Below are 18,399 nucleotides of genomic sequence, written 5' to 3' on the forward strand. Positions count from 1 at the left end.
AGCCATCGTGGCTCTTTTAAGAGGAGGTAAAGAGTGAAAAATAAAGGAAATAATCTTTTTATAGGGATTTGCTTGGCTCCAGCAGTAATTCTATTTGGAGTTTTTATGGTTTATCCTACACTTAATGTATTTAGAATGTCCTTGTATAAGTGGGGAGGGCTTACAGCAAATAAGACCTTTGTTGGGTTTAACAATTTTAAGATAATACTTAAGGATATGAATTTCTTGAGGTCCTTTCAAAATACTCTTTTTCTCATTGTGGTGGTAACTATCGTTACCCTATCTCTAGCAATAATTATTGCTGCCATATTAGTTAAGGAGAATATTAAGGGACAAAATTTCTATAGAGTTATATTTTATATACCTAACATTCTTTCAGTCGTAGTAATATCTTCTATCTTTTCTGCTATATATGATCCAAGCATGGGCCTCTTAAATGGATTATTCAGGCTATTTAGCGGGGAAGGCTATAAGAGTATTCAGTTTCTCGGAAACCAGGGGATAGTTATTTATTCAATAGCTGGAGCTATGATCTGGCAGGCTATTGGTTATTATATGGTAATGTATATGGCAAGCATGAGCTCTATACCAGTACATCTATACGAGGCTGCAGATTTAGAAGGAGCAGGAAGGATAAAGCAGTTCTTTTCCATAACATTGCCACTGGTATGGAACACCGTTAGAACAACCCTGACCTTTTTTGTAATAAGTACTATAAATTTAAGCTTCCTTTTTGTAAAGGTAATGACTGGAGGAGGACCTGATGGAGCCTCTGAGGTATTCCTCAGCTATTTATATAAGCAAGCTTATAATAATGCAAGCTATGGATATGGAATGGCTATAGGAGTTGTGGTATTTCTCTTTTCCTTTGCTTTATCTGCAATAATTAATAAAGCAACCAAGAGAGATGTAATACAGTATTAGAAGGGGGATATTATGAAAAGCAATAAGATGAAATCAGTAGATAAGTTATATAAGGCTTTTATATATGTTGCCCTCATTACTCTGGCAATAACTATAATAGTTCCTGTTTTATGGGTCTTTATGGCTTCAATAAAAGAAAATGTAGAGTTTTACGGCAATCCTTGGGCACTTCCTAAGGGCTTCTATTTCCAAAATTTTATTGATGCAATAGAAAAAGCAAGGATGGGCGAGTACTTTGTAAACTCTATAATAGTAACAATAACAGCATTAGTGTTATTACTTGTTATAGCAGTGCCTGCATCCTATGTGCTAGCGCGTTTTGATTTTAAAGGGAAAAAAATCATTGAAGGCCTCTTAATGGGAGGACTATTTATTAATGTTAACTATATAGTAGTTCCAATATTTTTAATGCTATTAGATTTGGACAAATATATCAGAGGTACTTGGGGGACAGGATTTTTCTTAGACAATAAATTTATTCTTGCGCTAGTATATGCCTCCACAGCAATACCTTTCACCGTATATCTTATGTCAAATTATTTTAAAACTCTATCAAAAGCCTATGAGGAGGCAGCTTATGTGGATGGAGCTAGTAATTTTACTACCATGGTTAAAATAATGATACCCATGGCGAAGCCTAGTATTGTTACGGTGATACTATTTAACTTTTTATCCTTCTGGAATGAATATATTATAGCTCTGACCTTGATGCCTAATTCTTCTAAGACACTTCCTGTAGGACTAATTAATCTAATGCAATCTCAAAAAGCAGCAGCTAATTATGGTCAGATGTATGCTGGACTGGTTATAGTAATGCTTCCGACCTTGATTTTGTATGTATTAGTTCAGAAGAGGCTTACAGAGGGTATGACCTTAGGTGGAGTGAAGGAATAGTAGGTTTCAACTTAAAAAATAATTGGATAAGAAGAAAAGAGGTGCTTATCTGTGGGAAATTTTAAAAATATAATCATGCTTGTGATTTTTATTATATCGGTATTCCTAACCTTTATAGGCCATAAAATTATTTCCTATAAAGGCTTAGTTATGATGCTCCTGGGGCTTATAGGAATTTTGACAGTTCTATATTTATACAATCAAACCTATGCAGCTAGGGATAAAAAATAAATCATTCTGTAAGAGGGGAGCTGATTATATGGGAAATACTACACTGATAATAATGGCAGCAGGGCTAGGGTCCAGATATGGAGGTCTTAAGCAGGTAGATCCTGTTGGACCTAATGGAGAAATAATTATAGATTATTCTATTTATGATGCTCTGAGAAGTGGCTTTAATAAAATTATTTTTGTAATAAAGGAAGAAAATAAAGAAATATTTAAAAGATCAATTGGAGAAAAAATACAGAGATATGTAGATGTGGAGTATGTATATCAAAGCCTTGAGGATTTGCCGGAGGGCTGTGAGGTTCCTGAGGGAAGGTTAAAGCCTTGGGGAACTGCTCATGCAGTCTATGCCTGTAGAGATGTAGTAAAAACTCCCTTTGCTGTGATTAATGCTGATGATTATTATGGATATTCTGCTTTTAAAGCTATCCATGATTATCTTAGAGGGGTAGAGGAAGCCTCCGTGGATTATACCATGGTTGGTTATAAGCTTAGCAATACCCTGACGGAAAACGGTTATGTTTCTAGGGGGATATGCTCCATAGATGAGAATAGTTATTTAAAGAGCGTAAAAGAGAGAACTAAGATTTCTAGGTTTTCTGATGGTATTAAATATAGTGAGGATGATAAAAATTGGCAGCTTCTTTCCGATAATAGTACTGTATCTATGAATATTTGGGGCTTTACCCCGAGGATATTTTCCTATTTAGAAGCAGAACTACAGCTATTCTTTAAGGGGCTTCATACTAATCCCTTAAAGTCTGAGTGCTTTCTTCCTAATGTAGTTAACAATATCATCACTGAAAATAACTGTAGGGTAAAGGTGTTGGAGAGCAGAGAAAAATGGTATGGAGTGACCTACAAGGAAGATAAGCCTATAGTTCAAAGAGCTATAAGAGAGTTTATAGATAAAGGACTTTATCCTGAAAAACTATGGGAGGCAGACTATAATGAATAATAATTATGAGCTTGGGACAATAGCAGCTAATTTTTCCTTTGATGGAGATATTATTTCCATAGAGGGCTATGGCGATGGCCATATTAATGATACCTATCTTGTAAAGACTAAAGCTTCTGAAGGAAAAGAGTTAAAATACATCCTTCAAAGGATTAATCATAATATTTTTAAGGATCCTGAAGGTCTTATGAATAATCTTTCCTTAGTAACCAGTTATCTAAAAGAAAAGATAATTGAAAGGGGAGGAGATGAGTATAGGGAAACCTTAAATCTTGTGCCGACTAATGAAGGTAAGAGCTTTTATGTAAGTCCTGAGGGGGATTATTGGAGAAGCTATATATTTATTGAAGGAGCTAGAACCTATCTTATAGTTGAAAATACCATGGATTTTTATAATACGGGAAAAGCATTAGGAAGGTTTCAAAAGCTCCTGGAGGATTTTCCGGCAGAAAAGCTATGTGAGACTATAAAGGATTTTCATAATACAGAAAAAAGATTTAAAGATTTTACTACAGCGGTTAAAGAAAATAAAGCTCAAAGGCTTCATTTAGCTGAAAAGGAAGTAGAGGCCTTCTTAGCACTGGAAAAGGAAACTAAGGTTTTAAACTCATTATTAGAGGATGGAAAGCTTCCTTTGCGAGTAACCCATAATGATACAAAGTTTAACAACGTTATGATAGATGATGTTACGAGAGAAGGAATATGTATCATTGATTTAGATACGGTGATGCCTGGCTTATCCCTTTATGATTTTGGTGATGCAATAAGATCAGGAGCAACCACAGGAGAAGAGGATGAAGAGGACTTAAGTAAGGTAGCCTTAGATATGGAGCTCTTTGAAGCCTTTGTTAAGGGATATATGGAAGAGGCTAGGGAGTTCTTAAATGAAGAAGAGATTGCTTTTCTTCCATTCTCAGCCATGATAATGACCTATGAATGTGGAATAAGATTCTTAGCTGATTTCTTAGAAGGGGATGTGTATTTTAAGGTTCATAAGGAGAATCACAATTTATTCAGGGCCAGAACTCAGCTTAAGATGGTTCAGGATATACAGGGAAAAATGAATCTAATGACAGAAATAATTAATAAATATAGATTTAACTAAAGAGATTGGAGATAAAATAAGAGGAGCTATAACGCCATGGATAATATAAATAAAGGAAGAGTTACAATACCAACAGATTTAGATATAACTGAAGAGACAATTGAGATAATGAAAAGATGGAAGGCCGATGCCATCAGAGATTGTGACGGAACAGAATTTCCTGTTGAGCTCCAAAACAATGGGGCAAAGATATATTCAACTTATTATACCACCAGAAAGGACAATCAGTGGGCAAGGAATAATCCTGATGAAATACAGCAGTGTTATATAATGACTGGCTTTCATACTGCTACCGAGGAGAGCCTTTCCATTAAGCTCATGAGTGGAATCAGTGAGGAGCTTATGAAGGTAAATAGCAGAGATGACATAAAAAGATGGTGGGAGGTAATGGATAGAAGTACAGGTCTTCCTGTGAAGATAGAGGATTGGGGTTATTCTGAGGAAACAGGAGAAGTAACTATAAAATCCATACCTTACCATGACTATACTGTAAGCTTCCTTGCCTATCTTATCTGGGATCCTGTCCATATGTATAATGCCGTGGTAAATGATTGGAAGGACGTGGAGCATCAGATAACCTTTGATGTCCGTCAGCCAAAGACAAGGGCTTATTCCATGGAAAGACTAAGAAAATATATTGAAGAGAATCCCCATGTAGATGTTATAAGATATACAACCTTTTTCCATCAGTTTACCTTAGTATTTGATGAGTTGAAGCGAGAAAAGTATGTGGACTGGTATGGCTATTCTGCTAGTGTAAGTCCATATATATTAGAGCAATTTGAGAAGGAAGTAGGATATTCTTTTAGACCTGAGTATATTATAGATCAGGGCTATTACAATAACCAATATAGAGTTCCTAGTAAGGAATTTTTAGACTTCCAGAGCTTTCAGAGAAGAGAAGTGGCAAAGCTAGCTAAAGAGATGGTTGATATAACTCATGAGGGCAATAAAGAAGCCATGATGTTTTTAGGAGACCATTGGATCGGAACTGAGCCTTTCATGGATGAATTTAAAACCATAGGTCTTGATGCCCTAGTAGGCAGTGTTGGTAATGGAAGTACCCTTAGATTAATTAGTGATGTTGAAGGAGTAAAGTATAGAGAAGGAAGGTTCCTTCCTTATTTCTTCCCGGATACCTTCCATGAGGGGGGAGATCCTATAAAAGAGGCTAAGATTAACTGGATAACTGCAAGGCGTGCTATTCTTAGAAAACCTATTGATAGGATTGGATACGGAGGATATCTAAAGTTAGCACTAGAGTTCCCAGATTTCATAGATTATGTAGAAAGTGTATGTGATGAATTTAGACTTCTCTATGATAATATTAAAGGCACTAAGCCTTACTGCGCTAAAAGGGTAGCAGTCCTCAACAGCTGGGGGAAAATGAGAGCTTGGGGCTGCCATATGGTTCACCATGCCTTATATCAGAAGGAAAACTATAGCTATGCAGGTATAATTGAGGCTCTGTCAGGAGCGCCCTTTGAGGTTAGCTTTATAAGCTTTAAGGATATAGAAGAAAATCAGGAAATTCTTAAGGATATAGATGTTATTATCATGGTGGGAGAAGCTGATACAGCTCACACCGGCGGAGATGTTTGGGAAAATCCACAGGTTACCTCAGCCATAAGGAGATTTGTTTACCAGGGTGGCGGTATTATTGGTGTAGGTGAGCCTTCAGGCCATCAATATCAGGGGCGTTTTATACAGCTATCTAATGTCTTTGGTGTAGAGAAGGAAACAGGCTTCACCTTAAATTATGATAAGTATAATTGGGATGAGCATGAGCACTTTATCACAGAAGACTGCAGAGAAGAGATTGATTTTGGTCATGGAGCACAGAGGATCTATGCCCTACCTGAGGGTAAGATATTAGTTAAAAGGGACAAAGAAGTAAAGCTTGCTGTTAACCAGTATGGCAGGGGAAGAAGTGTATATATCAGTGGCTTACCTTACTCCTTTGAAAATAGCAGAGTTCTTCACAGAAGCATCCTATGGAGTGCCAATGGTGAAGATCAGCTAAGGCATTGGTTTAGCAGCAATTACAATACTGATTTACATGCTTATTTGGATAGCGGCAAATACTGTGTGGTTAACAATACCTTTGAAACTCAAAATACAACAGTATACAAGGGCAATGGAGAAGCCTTTGAATTGACCTTAAAGCCTAATGAGATTATCTGGTATGAAATATAAAAGCATTAATGTATATAATAAATTATTTTAGCAATAAATAATATTGAAGTATTATGATAGTCCTTTAAGATATTCATAATACTTCTTTTTAATTAAGTAGAAAAATTCCTAGGTATTTACAGTGAAAAAATGATAGAATAAAAATAGTATTTTATTTAAAGGAGGACCAATGCATGCAGAAAGCTTTAGCACTGGAATTAATAGATTTTATATACGGCGCACCTTCAGCCTTTCATGGAGCTTTAGTAGTTAAAAATCTTCTTGATGAAAAGGGCTTTCTTGAATTAAAAGAGGAAGAAAAGTGGAATCTTGAAGCTGAAAAAACATATTACGTAACAAGAAATGATTCAGCCATAATTGCCTTTAGAACTGGAAAGAAATGTCCCTGCGAGGCAGGCTTTAAGTTAATTGGTGCTCATACTGATTCTCCTGGCTTCAGGATAAAGCCTCATCCAGAAATGGTAGCAGAAGGCTCTTATCTTAAGCTGAATACGGAGGTTTACGGTGGACCAATACTATCTACATGGTTTGATAGACCTCTAGGTATTGCAGGAAGAGTTGTTTTAAAGGGGGATAATCTCCTTAGACCAGTTCACAGATTAGTGGATATAAATAAGCCTGTAGTTATCATTCCTAATCTAGCTATTCATATGAATAGAGAGGTTAATAAGGGTGTGGAGATAAACAGACAGAAGGATGTACTTCCACTTATAACCTTAATCAATGATAATTTAGAAAAGGATAATTATCTTCTAGAGCTTATAGCTAATGAGCTTAAGGTGAATAGAGATGAGATTGTTGACTTTGATTTATTCTTATATGAGTATGAAAAGGGAACCCTGGTAGGTCATAAGGAAGAATTCATATCTGCTTCCCGTTTAGATGATATGGCTATGGTTCATGCGGGTATTAAGGCTTTAATCAATGCTGATGCTTCTGAAGGAACTCAGGTTATGGTGTGCTTTGATAATGAAGAAATAGGAAGTGCCACTAAGCAGGGAGCAGACTCACAGCTTCTTTCAAATATATTAGAAAGAATAGTTTTAAGTTTTGGTGGTGACAGAGAGGATTACTTTAGGGCTCTATCTAAGTCCTTTATGATTTCAGCTGATTTAGCCCATGCTGTTCATCCTAACTATGGAGAAAAGCATGATCCTACTAATAGGCCAGTAATAAACAAAGGACCTGTGATTAAAATATCTGCTAATCAAAGGTATACTACAGATAGTGATTCCTCAGCAGTATATGAGCTTATATGCAGACAGGTAGAGGTTCCTGTTCAGAAGTTTGTAAATAAATCCGATGTAGTAGGTGGCTCTACCATAGGACCAATATCCTCAACTCATCTTGATATCCGCTCCGTAGATATTGGAACACCAATATTTGCAATGCACTCTATAAGAGAGCTTGGAGGAGTAATGGACCATTATTATATCTTAAAGACCTTTGAGGAATTCTATAGGCTGTAACCCTAATATATAATCTTTCGTGAATTATTTAAATAAAATATATAAGAGCTTCTATTAACCTAAATTAGATAAGTGCTATACGCCGCTGGTCTAGTAAGTTGATAAGGAGCTCTTATATTATGATATGTGTTTAGTTAGCTTTACTAACCTAAAGGGCAAACTTAAAGCTTAAAAGTTAAAATAAAGTAGTTTTTTTTAGTGCTGTTATTTTAATATTACAAAAATTATACCTTGACTACAAAGGTGTACGATGGTATTATAATAACGTAATTAACATATGGATTGTTACTGGTGATGCAGGCTATACCATTTTTTAAGTATTGAAGCTTTTTCAATCCTTTTTAATGGTAGTGCCTTTTTTTATTATATTGCCATGATATAAAAATTATAGCTAAGGAATGATATACATAGATGAAGGTACTAAAGGTTATTAACAATAATATAGTAAAATCCTTAGATAGTGATAATCATGAGGTAATTGTAGTAGGGAAAGGCTTAGGATTTAAGAAAAAACCTGGAGATGATATTGATAGAGAGCTGATAGCAAAGATATATACTAGTAAGGATAGGAAGGAATCTAATAAGCTCACAGAATTATTAGAGAAAATGCCTTTAGAGCATATTCAGGTTTCCAATGAAGTTATAAGCTTTGCTAAGGTATCTTTAGGCAGAAAGTTAAATGATAATATATATTTAACACTAACAGATCATATAAGCTTTGCTCTTGAGAGGTATTCACAAGGTATTACCTTCAAAAATGCTCTATTATGGGAGATAAAACGATTTTACAGCCATGAGTTTCTTATAGGAAAGGAAGCTTTATCAATTATTCATAAAAGGTTGGGAGTTAGTCTTCCAGAGGATGAGGCAGGCTTTATAGCTCTTCACTTGGTTAATGCTTCTATGAATTCTCAGACTATAGGAGAAACTAAGGACATGACAAGAATGATACAGGATATTTTAAATATAGTTAAATATCATTTTCGCATGGATCTTGATGAATACACACTACATTATGAAAGATTCATCACCCATTTAAAGTTTTTTGCTCAAAGAGTTTTTCAGGGCTCAGAGATTAAGGGAGAGGATAAGAACTTCTTATTCGCTCTAAAGGAGCAGTTCAAAGAGGAATATACCTGCGCTTTAAAGGTAAGGGATTACGTGATTAAGGAATATAATAGGGACTTAAGTGAGGATGAGATGATATATCTCACTGTGCATATTAAGAGAGTTACAACAGAATAACATGAAGGATTGTTACTTTTCATTGAGAAGGCTATACCTAAATTACAGTTGAAAATTTAACTGTGATTTAGGTATTTTTTATTAAAAAATATAAATTATTATAAACATAAGGAGGATACACATGGATTACAATAAGCTTGCAGAATTAATTCTGCAAAAGGTAGGGGGAGCAGATAATGTTATCTCTCTGAATCATTGTGCTACTAGACTTCGTTTTAACTTAAAGGATGAGTCTAAGGCTAAAACAGAAGAAATTAAGACTACTAAAGGAGTTATGGGCGTTGTCAAAAAGGGTGGTCAATATCAGATAATTATAGGCAGCGATGTTGCCAGTGTATATAAACCATTAGTAAAGCTAGGTAATTTAGATACAGGCTCTCAGGATGGAGAAAAAAATAATGCTAAGGGTATAGCAAAGGTTTTAGATACGCTTACAGGTATATTTACTCCAATTCTTCCTGCCATCACTGCAGCTGGTATGATGAAGGCTGTACTAGCCTTGCTGGTAGCCTTTGAATTAGTAACTAAGGATATGATGAGCTATAGAATTATTGAGTTCATGGCTGACTCTGCTTTTTATTTTCTACCAATATTACTTGCTAGCTCTGCTGCTAAGAAATTTAATGCTAATGCCTATCTTGCTATGATGATTGGTGGAATACTTCTTCATCCAAACTTTGTAGCAATGGTTGGTGCTGGAGAAGCTATTAAGCTTTTTGGCTTACCAATAACCGGTGCTAGCTATTCCTCAACGGTTATACCAATAATCCTTTCTGTATGGTTTATGTCATATGTGGAGCCTATAGCTGATAGGATATCTCCAAAGGCAGTAAAGTTCTTCACTAAGCCTTTAATAACAATAGCTATCACAGGTACAGTGGCTCTTGTTGTCCTTGGACCTCTAGGCTACATATTAAGTAATTATATTGCTGCTGGTGTTAATGCTTTAGATTCTTATGCTTCATGGTTAGTACCAACCTTAGTGGGTGGTTTAACTCCATTGCTTGTTATGACAGGTACTCATTATGGTCTTGTCCCAATAGGTATAAATAATAGAATGACTATGGGCTTTGATAGAATTATTTATCCAGGAATGCTTGCTTCAAATGTTGCTCAAGGTGGAGCAGCACTCGCCGTAGCTGTAAAGGCTAAGAATAAGGAATTAAAGCAATTGGCTTCTTCTGCTGGTATAACTGCTATTTGTGGTATTACTGAGCCTGCTCTTTTTGGTGTGAATTTAAAATATAAATCAGCTTTATATTCAGCTATGATAGGAGGTACTATCGGTGGATTCTTTACTGGTATTACAAGAGTAGCTAATTACTCTGGAGGTTCACCAGGATTATTAACCCTTCCAAGCTACATAGGTGGAGATTCCTTAACAAACTTCTACTTAGCTTGCATAGGAGCAGCTATAAGTGTTGTTATTTCCTTTGGTGTTTGCTTTGTTATATATAAAGAAGAAAAAAATGAGGTTGCTGAAGATATATCAGCAAATGAAGGTATAGAAGTATCCCGCGAGGCATTGTTTGCTAATGCTGAAATCTTAAATCCTGTCAAGGGAAGGGCAGTAGCCTTAAGTGAAGTAAATGACCCAACTTTTTCTGAGGAGATTATGGGTAAGGGAGTTGCTATAATACCATCAGAAGGTAAGCTTGTATCACCGGTTAAAGGTAAGATAGTTGCATTATTCGATACTCTTCATGCTATTGCTATTAAATCTGAGGAAGGATTAGAGATTCTTATTCACATAGGTTTAGATACTGTAAAGCTTGGAGGAAAGCATTTTAAGGCTCATATAAAAGCAGGAGATAATGTGGATATTGGCACACCTCTAGTGGATTTTGATATTGAAAAAATAAAAATTGCTGGTTACGATGTAATAACTCCTGTTATTATTACTAACACAGATAATTATAGTGAGATATTGACAGTAACTGATAAGGATATGATCCAAGGAGAGGCTTTAATAAAGGTTTGTTAATTAATTGCGAAGGATGAAAGGAGTACGCCATGAATAACCTGCCAGATAATTTTTTATGGGGAGGAGCGACAGCTGCCAACCAATGTGAAGGTGCCTATTTAGAGGGCGGTAAAGGTATGGGAACTGTTGATGTAATACCATGGGGACCCATTAGGAGAGATGTGATGCAGGGAAAGCTAAATTATAAAGAGCTTCCTGAGGATTCCTATTATCCTTCTAGAGAAGCCATAGACATGTATCACCATTACAAAGAGGATATAGCATTATTTGCTGAGATGGGTTTTAAGTGTTATAGATTTTCCTTTGCCTGGTCCAGGATTTTTCCTACTGGTGAAGAAGCAGAGCCCAATGAGGAAGGGCTTAAATTCTATGAAGACTTGATTGATGAGCTTTTGAAATACAATATTCAACCAATAGTTACTATCTGTCACTTTGATGTTCCACTTCATCTTTATGAAAAGTATGGTTCTTGGAAGAGTAGAAAGCTAATAGATGCCTATGTAAAGTATTGTGAGGTAATATTTAATCGGTTTAAGGATAAGGTTAAATACTGGATGACCTTTAATGAGATTAATATGCTTATGCATCTGCCATTTATGGGTGCTGGTATCACTATAGAAGAAGGTGAGAATGAGCTGCAGGTTAAATATCAGGCTGCTCATAATGAGCTAGTTGCCTCTGCTATGGCAACGAAGCTTGCTAAAACAATTAATCCTGATTTTAAAATAGGCTGTATGCTAGCTGCTGGACAATTTTATCCTTACAGCTGTAACCCTAATGATGTGCTTTCAGCCCTAGATAAGGATAGAGAAAATTACTTCTTTATCGATGTTCAGTCTAGAGGAGAGTATCCTAGATATGCAAAAAAATTCTTAGAGAGAAATAAAATTGTTATTGATATGGGATTAGAGGATGAAAGTATATTGAAGGAAAATACCGTGGACTTCATAGCCTTCAGCTATTATACCTCTAGACTTACCAGTGCGGACCCTGAGGTAGGAGAGAAAACTGCAGGTAATGTTATAAAATCCCTTAGAAATCCATATCTTAAGGCCAGTGAGTGGGGATGGCAGATAGATCCTGTAGGTCTTAGAATCACCATGAACTCCTTATATGACAGATACCAAAAGCCTCTGTTTATAGTTGAGAATGGCTTAGGTGCTGTGGATAATATAGAAGAGGATGGAAGCATACAGGACGATTACAGAATTGAATATCTTAAGGCTCACATAATTGAAATGATAAAGGCCGTTGAAGAGGATGGTGTGGAGCTTATAGGCTATACCCCTTGGGGCTGTATTGATCTTGTTAGTGCTTCCACTGGAGAAATGAAAAAGCGTTATGGCTTTATATATGTTGATAAGGACAACGAAGGTAAGGGAACCTTAGAGAGAAGGAAGAAAAAGTCCTTTGATTGGTATAAAGAGGTTATTTCTACTAATGGAGACTGTTTAAAATAAATTAAAAAGCATAGCTATAGAAGCTAAAGTTTAATAAAAAAGGAGCATAATTAATATGCTCCATAGGCTGTAGGGGGACCTGCAGTCTTTCTTTTTAAAAGTCCTGATCTTCAAATAAGGCTTGGTCGGTATAATCAAATTCCTGATAGGCTATATTGTTAGACACTATTGGGTCTCTTACTGGGTCTGGAAGCTCTGTATAGTCTTCTCCAGTAGGGGAATAGGATTTGATTGTTTTTGGCTCTTGCTCCATCTGATCTCTCTCATGAGGTAAATAAGGTTTTTTATTCTTTTCCATAATTATATAACCTCCTTATGGTTACTATAATTCCATTTTAAGGCTAAAATATGCACATATTATTAATAAATTTTTAATTTTTTTTGACATATTATGAACGAAATCTCAATTTTCTTACAAATAATATGAACATAACTTTGATTTTTTGTACATCATATATGAGTTAACTCAATATTCTAAGAAAACTAATGTCTTAAGTCTTTTCTAATATTACTTAAATATAGCAGGATATAGTTGTTGGATATCTTAAAATTAGTTTAGAATATTATTAATATATTATTAACATATTATATATAAAAATGTTATATAATTAACTTGAAGTTGAGTTTTTAGTAAAGATTTAGGAGGTAATCAAATGGTGGAGACTATGCAAGTTTACAAGTGTATGGTGTGTGGTAATATCGTTGAGGTGCTTAAGGTAGGGGGAGGAACTCTTTCCTGTTGTGGACAACCTATGAAGCTATTTAATGAAAATACTGTAGAAGCTGCTGTAGAAAAGCATGTACCTGTGGTTGAGGTTGTAGGTAATGAGGTTCATGTTAAAGTAGGTAGTGTAGAGCATCCTATGACCAATGAACATTATATAGAGTGGATAGAGGTATGTACTGAGGATAAGGTATATAGAAAACATCTTCAGCCAGGGGAAGTTCCAGAAGCAACCTTTACTGTTGAAGGTGGCTTGGAAGCTATAAAAACTGTTAGAGAATACTGCAATCTTCATGGTTTATGGAAGGCTTAATAAATAGGTAGATTATAAAAGGCATGCTCTGTTATGAGCATGCCTTTTAATAAGTTATCTTTAAATGCTTTGCTCTATTATCTAAGAAATAGGTATTATGAGCAGAAGAAGCTTTCAATATTTCTTAAATCTAATCCAAAATAAACCCAGCGACCACGTCTCCATCTAAAGCCTGCTATGGAGTTTCTTCCTGCTCTAGTTAGATAAGCCCAATAGGAGCTGCCGTTAGTCTGCCATATATAAGTGAACTTAAATAAGCAGAAATTTATCTGACCTGGATCTATTGCAAATACCTGTGGTCCTCCTGGACCGCCTGGGCCTCCTGGGCCTCCAGGGCCTCCTGGTCCAGGGCCACCTGGAAAACCAAAGCCTGGTCCACCAGGGAAACCAAAGCCAGGTCCACCTGGTCCTGGACCTCCAGGGCCACCTGGCCCCATCTTCATTTGATTTTTCTGGGGGGTAAAGTTTGGAGGAGGTCCTGGTGGGAACTCCTGTCTTGTGTTTCTATATCCGTCTATAACACCGGCGGAAGATAAAGGGAGGGTGTTTGGTACAAAAGTTATTTCTACCTCAAATTCTCCTCTTTCATCAATTACTTCATTATCTTGAAAGTAGTCGTTATACATAAAAAAACCTTTCTCCAATATTTATCACAATGTATAATATGGAAAAAGGTATGAAAGTGTTAATATTTTATTCCTGTGCCTTCCCTATATCAGAAAGAACAAGACCTTTATTTCTCTCTAGGGCCCAGCTTATACCCCAATCATTCTGGAATATTAATAGATTTCTTTCCTTGAAGTCCTTAACCTTTTTAGTATCAGAGGTGAGGTTAAGAGAATCCATATCGATATCTTCATTTTCAATCCATCTAACATGTCTGTAGGCTAACCTATCCATTTTAATATCCACACCATATTCGTGCTTTAATCGATATTCTAGTACTTCAAACTGAAGAACACCTACAACGCCTACAATTATTTCCTCCATACCTACAAAAAGCTCACGGAAAACCTGGATAGCACCTTCTTGAGCTATCTGAGTGATTCCTTTTACAAACTGCTTTCTTTTCATGGTATCCATTGGTCTTACCCTTGCAAAATATTCAGGAGCAAAGGTTGGAATTCCTTCAAAGGAAAATTTGTTAGAAGGTGTACATAACGTATCTCCAATACTGAAGATACCTGGGTCGAAAACTCCTATGATATCACCAGCATAAGCTTCATCAACTATTTCTCTATCCTGTGCTAAGAATTGCTGAGGCTGAGATAATTTAATCTTATTTTTTCCTTGTGTGTGGAAAACCTCCATGCCCTTAGAAAATTTTCCAGAAACTATTCTCATAAAGGCTATTCTATCCCTGTGAGCAGGATTCATATTTGCTTGAATCTTAAAGACAAAGGCGGAAAAGTCTTCACTGAAAGGGTCCACCTCTCCAGCGCTTCCTTCTCGAGACATAGGAGGTGTTGTCATGGATAGGAAATACTGAAGGAAGGGTTCAACACCGAAGTTAGTTAAGGCTGAACCAAAAAATACAGGAGTTAATTCTCCATTTCTTACCTTTTCTAGGCTGAAATCATCACCAGCTATATCTAATAATTCAATATCCTCAGCAAGCTTATCATGGAGAGGAGCTCCTAAAAGGTCATTAAATATAGGATCAGTCACATCTCCTTTAAGGGATTCAACAGCATTTTGTCCATGGTTTCCACCATTAAAGAGCTGAACAGTATTATCCTTACGGTCAAAGACTCCTCTAAAATCAGCACCAGAGCCTATAGGCCAGTTCATAGGATAGGATTTTATTCCAAGCTCTCTTTCGATATCCTCTAGAAGTGCAAAAGGATCTTGAGTTTCTCTATCCATCTTATTTATAAAAGTAAATATTGGGATTCCTCTTAGGGAACATACATGGAATAGCTTCTTTGTCTGCTCCTCAACACCCTTAGCACCATCTATTACCATAACTGCACTATCAGCTGCCATTAGAGTTCTGTAGGTATCCTCACTAAAGTCCTGATGTCCTGGGGTATCCAATATATTGATGCAGTAATTATTGTAATTAAACTGCATTACTGATGAGGTAACAGATATACCTCTCTGCTTTTCGATTTCCATCCAGTCAGAGGTGGCATGTCTTGAGGCTTTTCTTGCTTTAACAGAGCCAGCTAGCCTTATAGCTCCTCCATATAGCAAAAGCTTTTCGGTCAGGGTAGTTTTACCTGCATCCGGGTGAGAGATTATTGCAAAGGTTCTTCTTTTTTCAATTTCATTTATAAACTCTGACACGTTATTCTCCTTTCTAGGGATATATAGAATAATCATTTATTTTTATATCAGCCATTTCGCATTATCAGTTAAACATAGACATTATAACAATTAATGTCTTATATTTCAAAGGAAATATTAGCGAAGGAAGTAAAAGGTGTAAAAGAAAGAATTAATAAATAAATTAAAGATGAAATCGATGTAAAGCTTTAAAAAACATCTAACAAGCCTCTTCCATTTAAATACATAAGCTTTTTTAGTGATATAATCTATATTGATTATAATATAGGAGGGAATTCATGTATAAACTAATAGCTATTGATATGGATGGAACTCTGCTTCGAGAAGACAAGACAGTTTCAAAGGAAACAGTTAATGCAATTAATATGGCCCGAAAAAAAGGGATTAAGATAGTTCTTGCTACAGGAAGACCAATAGAAGGAGTTAACTCTTATCTTAAAGATCTTGGTTTAATTAGTAGGGAGGATTTTGTTTTAACCTTTAATGGAGCCTTAGTTCAAAATACACTTACTGAGGAGATAGTTGCAAGAAATACAATTAAGGGTAAGGATTATAAAAGATTGTATGCTATAAGCAAGGAGGTTGGAGTAAATATCCATGCCTTTTCAACCCTTGGCTGTATAACTCCTAAGATGAGCAAGTATACAGAGGTAGAGGGCACTATTAATAAGATACCTATAAGAGTCTTACCGGTAGAAGCAGTAGATGATCAGGAAGATATAATGAAGGTAATGATGATAGATGAGCCATGGATATTAGATAAGGCTGTAGATAAGCTGCCTAAGGATATTTATGAGGATTATACAGTACTTCGAAGTGCTCCTTATTTCTTGGAATTTTTAAGTAAGAAGAGTAATAAAGGGACTGGGGTTAAGGCTCTTGCTGATTTTCTAGATATTAAGCAGGAAGAGGTTATATGTATTGGAGATGCGGGAAATGATCTCCATATGATTAAATATGCAGGCTTAGGTGTGGCTATGGGCAATGCCTTTGAAGAGATTAAAGAAATAGCTGACTATGTAACAAAGAACAATGAAGAGGATGGAGTAGCCCACGTAATCAATAAATTTGCTTTAGCAATATGAAACTAAAATAAAGGTTATAGCATAGGTTGCTATAACCTTTATTTTCTAGATTAAAGTTTTATTATACCCTTAAATTTATATAAGCTTTTATCTTGGTATAAAACCTATCTTTTTCTGCATTTTTCTTAGAGTTTTTTGAGATATATAATTTGCCTTTTCAGCACCTTTTTTGTATATGCTCTCTAGATATTCCTTGTTATCTAAAAGCCCTTTAACCTTTTCTTGAAGAGGGGAAAGCTCAGCGATGATTATTTCAGCAGCATCCTTCTTTAAGTCTGCATAGCCCTTACCCTCGTAGGATTTTACTACTTCCTCAGGAGATATATTTTTAATTGCACAGATTATATTAATAAGATTCTGTACCCCTGGCTGGTCCTCTGTATAGTTAACTATCCCTATACTATCGGTAACAGCTCTGCTTACCTTCTTTCTTATTACCTCAGGAGAATCCATAATTAATATACAGCCATTAGGGTTATCCGTTGACTTAGACATTTTTTTAGTTGGATCCTGAAGGTCCATTATCTTAGCACCAGCTGGTGGTATATATCCTTCTGGAATTGTAAAGGTAGGACTATAAGCCTTATTAAATCTTTCAGCTATATCTCTTGCTAGCTCTAAATGCTGTTTTTGATCCTTACCCACTGGTACCAGATCCGCATTATAAAGAAGTATATCTGCTGCCATTAGCACTGGATATACAAATAATCCAGCATTAATGGAGTCCCCCATCTTTTTACTCTTATCCTTATATTGAGTCATTCTGCCTAGCTCCCCAATGTATGAATTACAGGTTAATAGCCATGAAGCCTCGCTATGACTTGGAACATGTGATTGAATGAAAAGGGTAGCCTTTTCAGGATTAATACCTGCGGCAATATAAATAGATAGAACTTCTAAGGTTCTTCTTCTTAAATCCTTAGGAACTTGTTTAACAGTTATAGCATGAAGATCAACAACGCAGAAATAACAATCGTAATCCTCTTGGAGTCTAACCCAGTTCTTAATTGCCCCTAAGTAATTGCCTAAGGTTAAATCTCCTGAAGGCTGTATTCCGCTAAAAATAACCTTCTTTTCTGTGTCCATTTGTATCCTCCTTATTATAATATAATATAAAAGCCCTATGGATTGATAAATCCATAGGGCGCATTAGCACGGTACCACCTATAATTGAGAAAGGTCTCACTCTACGAGTAAAGCTCTTATATAAGCTAAACTCTGCCTCTAACGCTGGCTTGCGGACTAAGCTACTATATTTTCACAAAGTCACTCAGAGACCCATTCGGCTTTAACATAACTGCTGTATTTCCACCAACTACAGCTCTCTTTAAGTCTGTTTTAAAGCTTACTTGCTTCTCATCACTGCTTTTAAAGTAATAAATATATTAATATTATATTAGATGGTAAAGGATTTGCTGTCAAGAAAAATAAAGACTAATATACAAAGTCTATGATAATAGCTATTTATATATTAATTTTAACTATATTATTATATAATTGATATGGATTAATATTTCTATTTGCG

At 35.8% G+C, this 18,399-nt stretch carries 16 protein-coding genes and 1 other annotated feature; of the genes, 12 read left to right on the forward strand and 4 right to left on the reverse strand.

Translation table 11 applies throughout. The annotated features are described in order from the left end of the window. Positions 1 to 33 precede the first annotated feature (33 nt). The 10 genes from ACPWSR_RS11525 to ACPWSR_RS11570 all read left to right on the forward strand — a co-directional run bounded on the left by ACPWSR_RS11525 (position 34) and on the right by ACPWSR_RS11570 (position 12,463). Entirely contained in the window at positions 34 to 924 is an 891-nt protein-coding gene (locus ACPWSR_RS11525; protein ID WP_426348371.1) for a carbohydrate ABC transporter permease, read from the forward strand. A 12-nt stretch (positions 925 to 936) separates the two neighbouring features. Further along, positions 937 to 1,818: a carbohydrate ABC transporter permease gene (locus ACPWSR_RS11530; RefSeq protein WP_426348372.1), complete on the forward strand. Its 882-nt coding sequence runs from the start codon at positions 937 to 939 to the stop codon at positions 1,816 to 1,818. A 51-nt stretch (positions 1,819 to 1,869) separates the two neighbouring features. Next, positions 1,870 to 2,049, forward strand: coding sequence for a DUF6903 family protein (locus ACPWSR_RS11535; protein ID WP_426348373.1), 180 nt, complete (start codon positions 1,870 to 1,872; stop codon positions 2,047 to 2,049). A gap of 28 nt (positions 2,050 to 2,077) precedes the next feature. Further along, entirely contained in the window at positions 2,078 to 3,004 is a 927-nt protein-coding gene (locus ACPWSR_RS11540) for a nucleotidyltransferase family protein (protein WP_426348374.1), read from the forward strand. Next, entirely contained in the window at positions 2,997 to 4,109 is a 1,113-nt protein-coding gene (locus tag ACPWSR_RS11545) for a phosphotransferase enzyme family protein (protein ID WP_426348375.1), read from the forward strand. Before ACPWSR_RS11540 ends, ACPWSR_RS11545 begins: the two co-directional genes overlap by 8 nt. 36 nt (positions 4,110 to 4,145) lie before the next feature. After that, positions 4,146 to 6,305 (forward strand): 1,3-beta-galactosyl-N-acetylhexosamine phosphorylase, encoded by a 2,160-nt coding sequence (gnpA, locus tag ACPWSR_RS11550; protein WP_426348376.1) that lies wholly within the window; start codon positions 4,146 to 4,148, stop codon positions 6,303 to 6,305. Positions 6,306 to 6,478: 173 nt separating this feature from the next. Then, complete coding sequence (locus ACPWSR_RS11555) at positions 6,479 to 7,774, forward strand: M18 family aminopeptidase (protein WP_426348377.1); 1,296 nt, start codon at positions 6,479 to 6,481, stop codon at positions 7,772 to 7,774. 411 nt (positions 7,775 to 8,185) lie between these two features. Next, entirely contained in the window at positions 8,186 to 9,019 is an 834-nt protein-coding gene (gene licT / locus ACPWSR_RS11560; RefSeq protein ID WP_426348378.1) for a BglG family transcription antiterminator LicT, read from the forward strand. 121 nt (positions 9,020 to 9,140) lie between these two features. Continuing rightward, positions 9,141 to 11,003, forward strand: a complete 1,863-nt coding sequence (locus ACPWSR_RS11565) for a beta-glucoside-specific PTS transporter subunit IIABC (protein ID WP_426348379.1) — start codon at positions 9,141 to 9,143, stop codon at positions 11,001 to 11,003. A 29-nt stretch (positions 11,004 to 11,032) separates the two neighbouring features. Continuing rightward, on the forward strand, positions 11,033 to 12,463 hold the full coding sequence (locus tag ACPWSR_RS11570) for a 6-phospho-beta-glucosidase (RefSeq protein WP_426348380.1): 1,431 nt from the start codon (positions 11,033 to 11,035) through the stop codon (positions 12,461 to 12,463). A gap of 94 nt (positions 12,464 to 12,557) precedes the next feature. Here the strand turns inward: ACPWSR_RS11570 and ACPWSR_RS11575 are convergent, their stop codons facing one another. Continuing rightward, on the reverse strand, positions 12,558 to 12,761 hold the full coding sequence (locus tag ACPWSR_RS11575) for a hypothetical protein (protein ID WP_426348381.1): 204 nt from the start codon (positions 12,759 to 12,761) through the stop codon (positions 12,558 to 12,560). Between the two features lie 355 nt (positions 12,762 to 13,116). On the opposite strand from ACPWSR_RS11575, the gene ACPWSR_RS11580 reads away from it, so the two are divergent. Next, on the forward strand, positions 13,117 to 13,500 hold the full coding sequence (locus tag ACPWSR_RS11580; RefSeq protein WP_426348382.1) for a desulfoferrodoxin: 384 nt from the start codon (positions 13,117 to 13,119) through the stop codon (positions 13,498 to 13,500). A gap of 95 nt (positions 13,501 to 13,595) precedes the next feature. Here ACPWSR_RS11580 and ACPWSR_RS11585 read toward each other — a convergent pair whose 3' ends face one another. Next, a complete protein-coding gene (locus tag ACPWSR_RS11585) occupies positions 13,596 to 14,126 on the reverse strand; it encodes a hypothetical protein (RefSeq protein WP_426348383.1) in 531 nt (176 codons plus the stop codon). Between the two features lie 67 nt (positions 14,127 to 14,193). Further along, positions 14,194 to 15,825, reverse strand: a complete 1,632-nt coding sequence (locus tag ACPWSR_RS11590) for a peptide chain release factor 3 (RefSeq protein ID WP_426348384.1) — start codon at positions 15,823 to 15,825, stop codon at positions 14,194 to 14,196. Positions 15,826 to 16,067: 242 nt separating this feature from the next. On the opposite strand from ACPWSR_RS11590, the gene yidA reads away from it, so the two are divergent. Further along, positions 16,068 to 16,874 carry a sugar-phosphatase gene (gene yidA, locus ACPWSR_RS11595; protein ID WP_426348385.1) on the forward strand — a complete coding sequence of 269 codons (807 nt, stop codon included), beginning with the start codon at positions 16,068 to 16,070 and terminating at the stop codon, positions 16,872 to 16,874. 87 nt (positions 16,875 to 16,961) lie between these two features. Here the strand turns inward: yidA and trpS are convergent, their stop codons facing one another. Next, a complete protein-coding gene (trpS, locus tag ACPWSR_RS11600) occupies positions 16,962 to 17,960 on the reverse strand; it encodes a tryptophan--tRNA ligase (protein ID WP_426348386.1) in 999 nt (332 codons plus the stop codon). Positions 17,961 to 18,011: 51 nt separating this feature from the next. Further along, positions 18,012 to 18,246, reverse strand: a binding site (T-box leader). Between the last annotated feature and the right edge of the window lie 153 nt (positions 18,247 to 18,399).

Origin of the sequence: Alloiococcus sp. CFN-8, from assembly GCF_049943125.1 — a bacterium.
Classification (GTDB): domain Bacteria; phylum Bacillota; class Clostridia; order Clostridiales; family Clostridiaceae; genus JAEXZL01.

What these genes read in the sequence shown, in the direction of transcription:
- ACPWSR_RS11555 (WP_426348377.1), top strand. Translation starts at nt 6,479, where the DNA reads ATGCAGAAAGCTTTAGCACTGGAATTAATAGATTTTATATACGGCGCA.
- trpS (WP_426348386.1), bottom strand. Translation starts at nt 17,960, where the DNA reads ATGGACACAGAAAAGAAGGTTATTTTTAGCGGAATACAGCCTTCAGGA.
- licT (WP_426348378.1), top strand. Translation starts at nt 8,186, where the DNA reads ATGAAGGTACTAAAGGTTATTAACAATAATATAGTAAAATCCTTAGAT.
- ACPWSR_RS11530 (WP_426348372.1), top strand. Translation starts at nt 937, where the DNA reads ATGAAAAGCAATAAGATGAAATCAGTAGATAAGTTATATAAGGCTTTT.
- yidA (WP_426348385.1), top strand. Translation starts at nt 16,068, where the DNA reads ATGTATAAACTAATAGCTATTGATATGGATGGAACTCTGCTTCGAGAA.
- gnpA (WP_426348376.1), top strand. Translation starts at nt 4,146, where the DNA reads ATGGATAATATAAATAAAGGAAGAGTTACAATACCAACAGATTTAGAT.
- ACPWSR_RS11580 (WP_426348382.1), top strand. Translation starts at nt 13,117, where the DNA reads ATGGTGGAGACTATGCAAGTTTACAAGTGTATGGTGTGTGGTAATATC.
- ACPWSR_RS11570 (WP_426348380.1), top strand. Translation starts at nt 11,033, where the DNA reads ATGAATAACCTGCCAGATAATTTTTTATGGGGAGGAGCGACAGCTGCC.
- ACPWSR_RS11565 (WP_426348379.1), top strand. Translation starts at nt 9,141, where the DNA reads ATGGATTACAATAAGCTTGCAGAATTAATTCTGCAAAAGGTAGGGGGA.
- ACPWSR_RS11540 (WP_426348374.1), top strand. Translation starts at nt 2,078, where the DNA reads ATGGGAAATACTACACTGATAATAATGGCAGCAGGGCTAGGGTCCAGA.
- ACPWSR_RS11585 (WP_426348383.1), bottom strand. Translation starts at nt 14,126, where the DNA reads ATGTATAACGACTACTTTCAAGATAATGAAGTAATTGATGAAAGAGGA.
- ACPWSR_RS11575 (WP_426348381.1), bottom strand. Translation starts at nt 12,761, where the DNA reads ATGGAAAAGAATAAAAAACCTTATTTACCTCATGAGAGAGATCAGATG.
- ACPWSR_RS11545 (WP_426348375.1), top strand. Translation starts at nt 2,997, where the DNA reads ATGAATAATAATTATGAGCTTGGGACAATAGCAGCTAATTTTTCCTTT.
- ACPWSR_RS11590 (WP_426348384.1), bottom strand. Translation starts at nt 15,825, where the DNA reads ATGATTATTCTATATATCCCTAGAAAGGAGAATAACGTGTCAGAGTTT.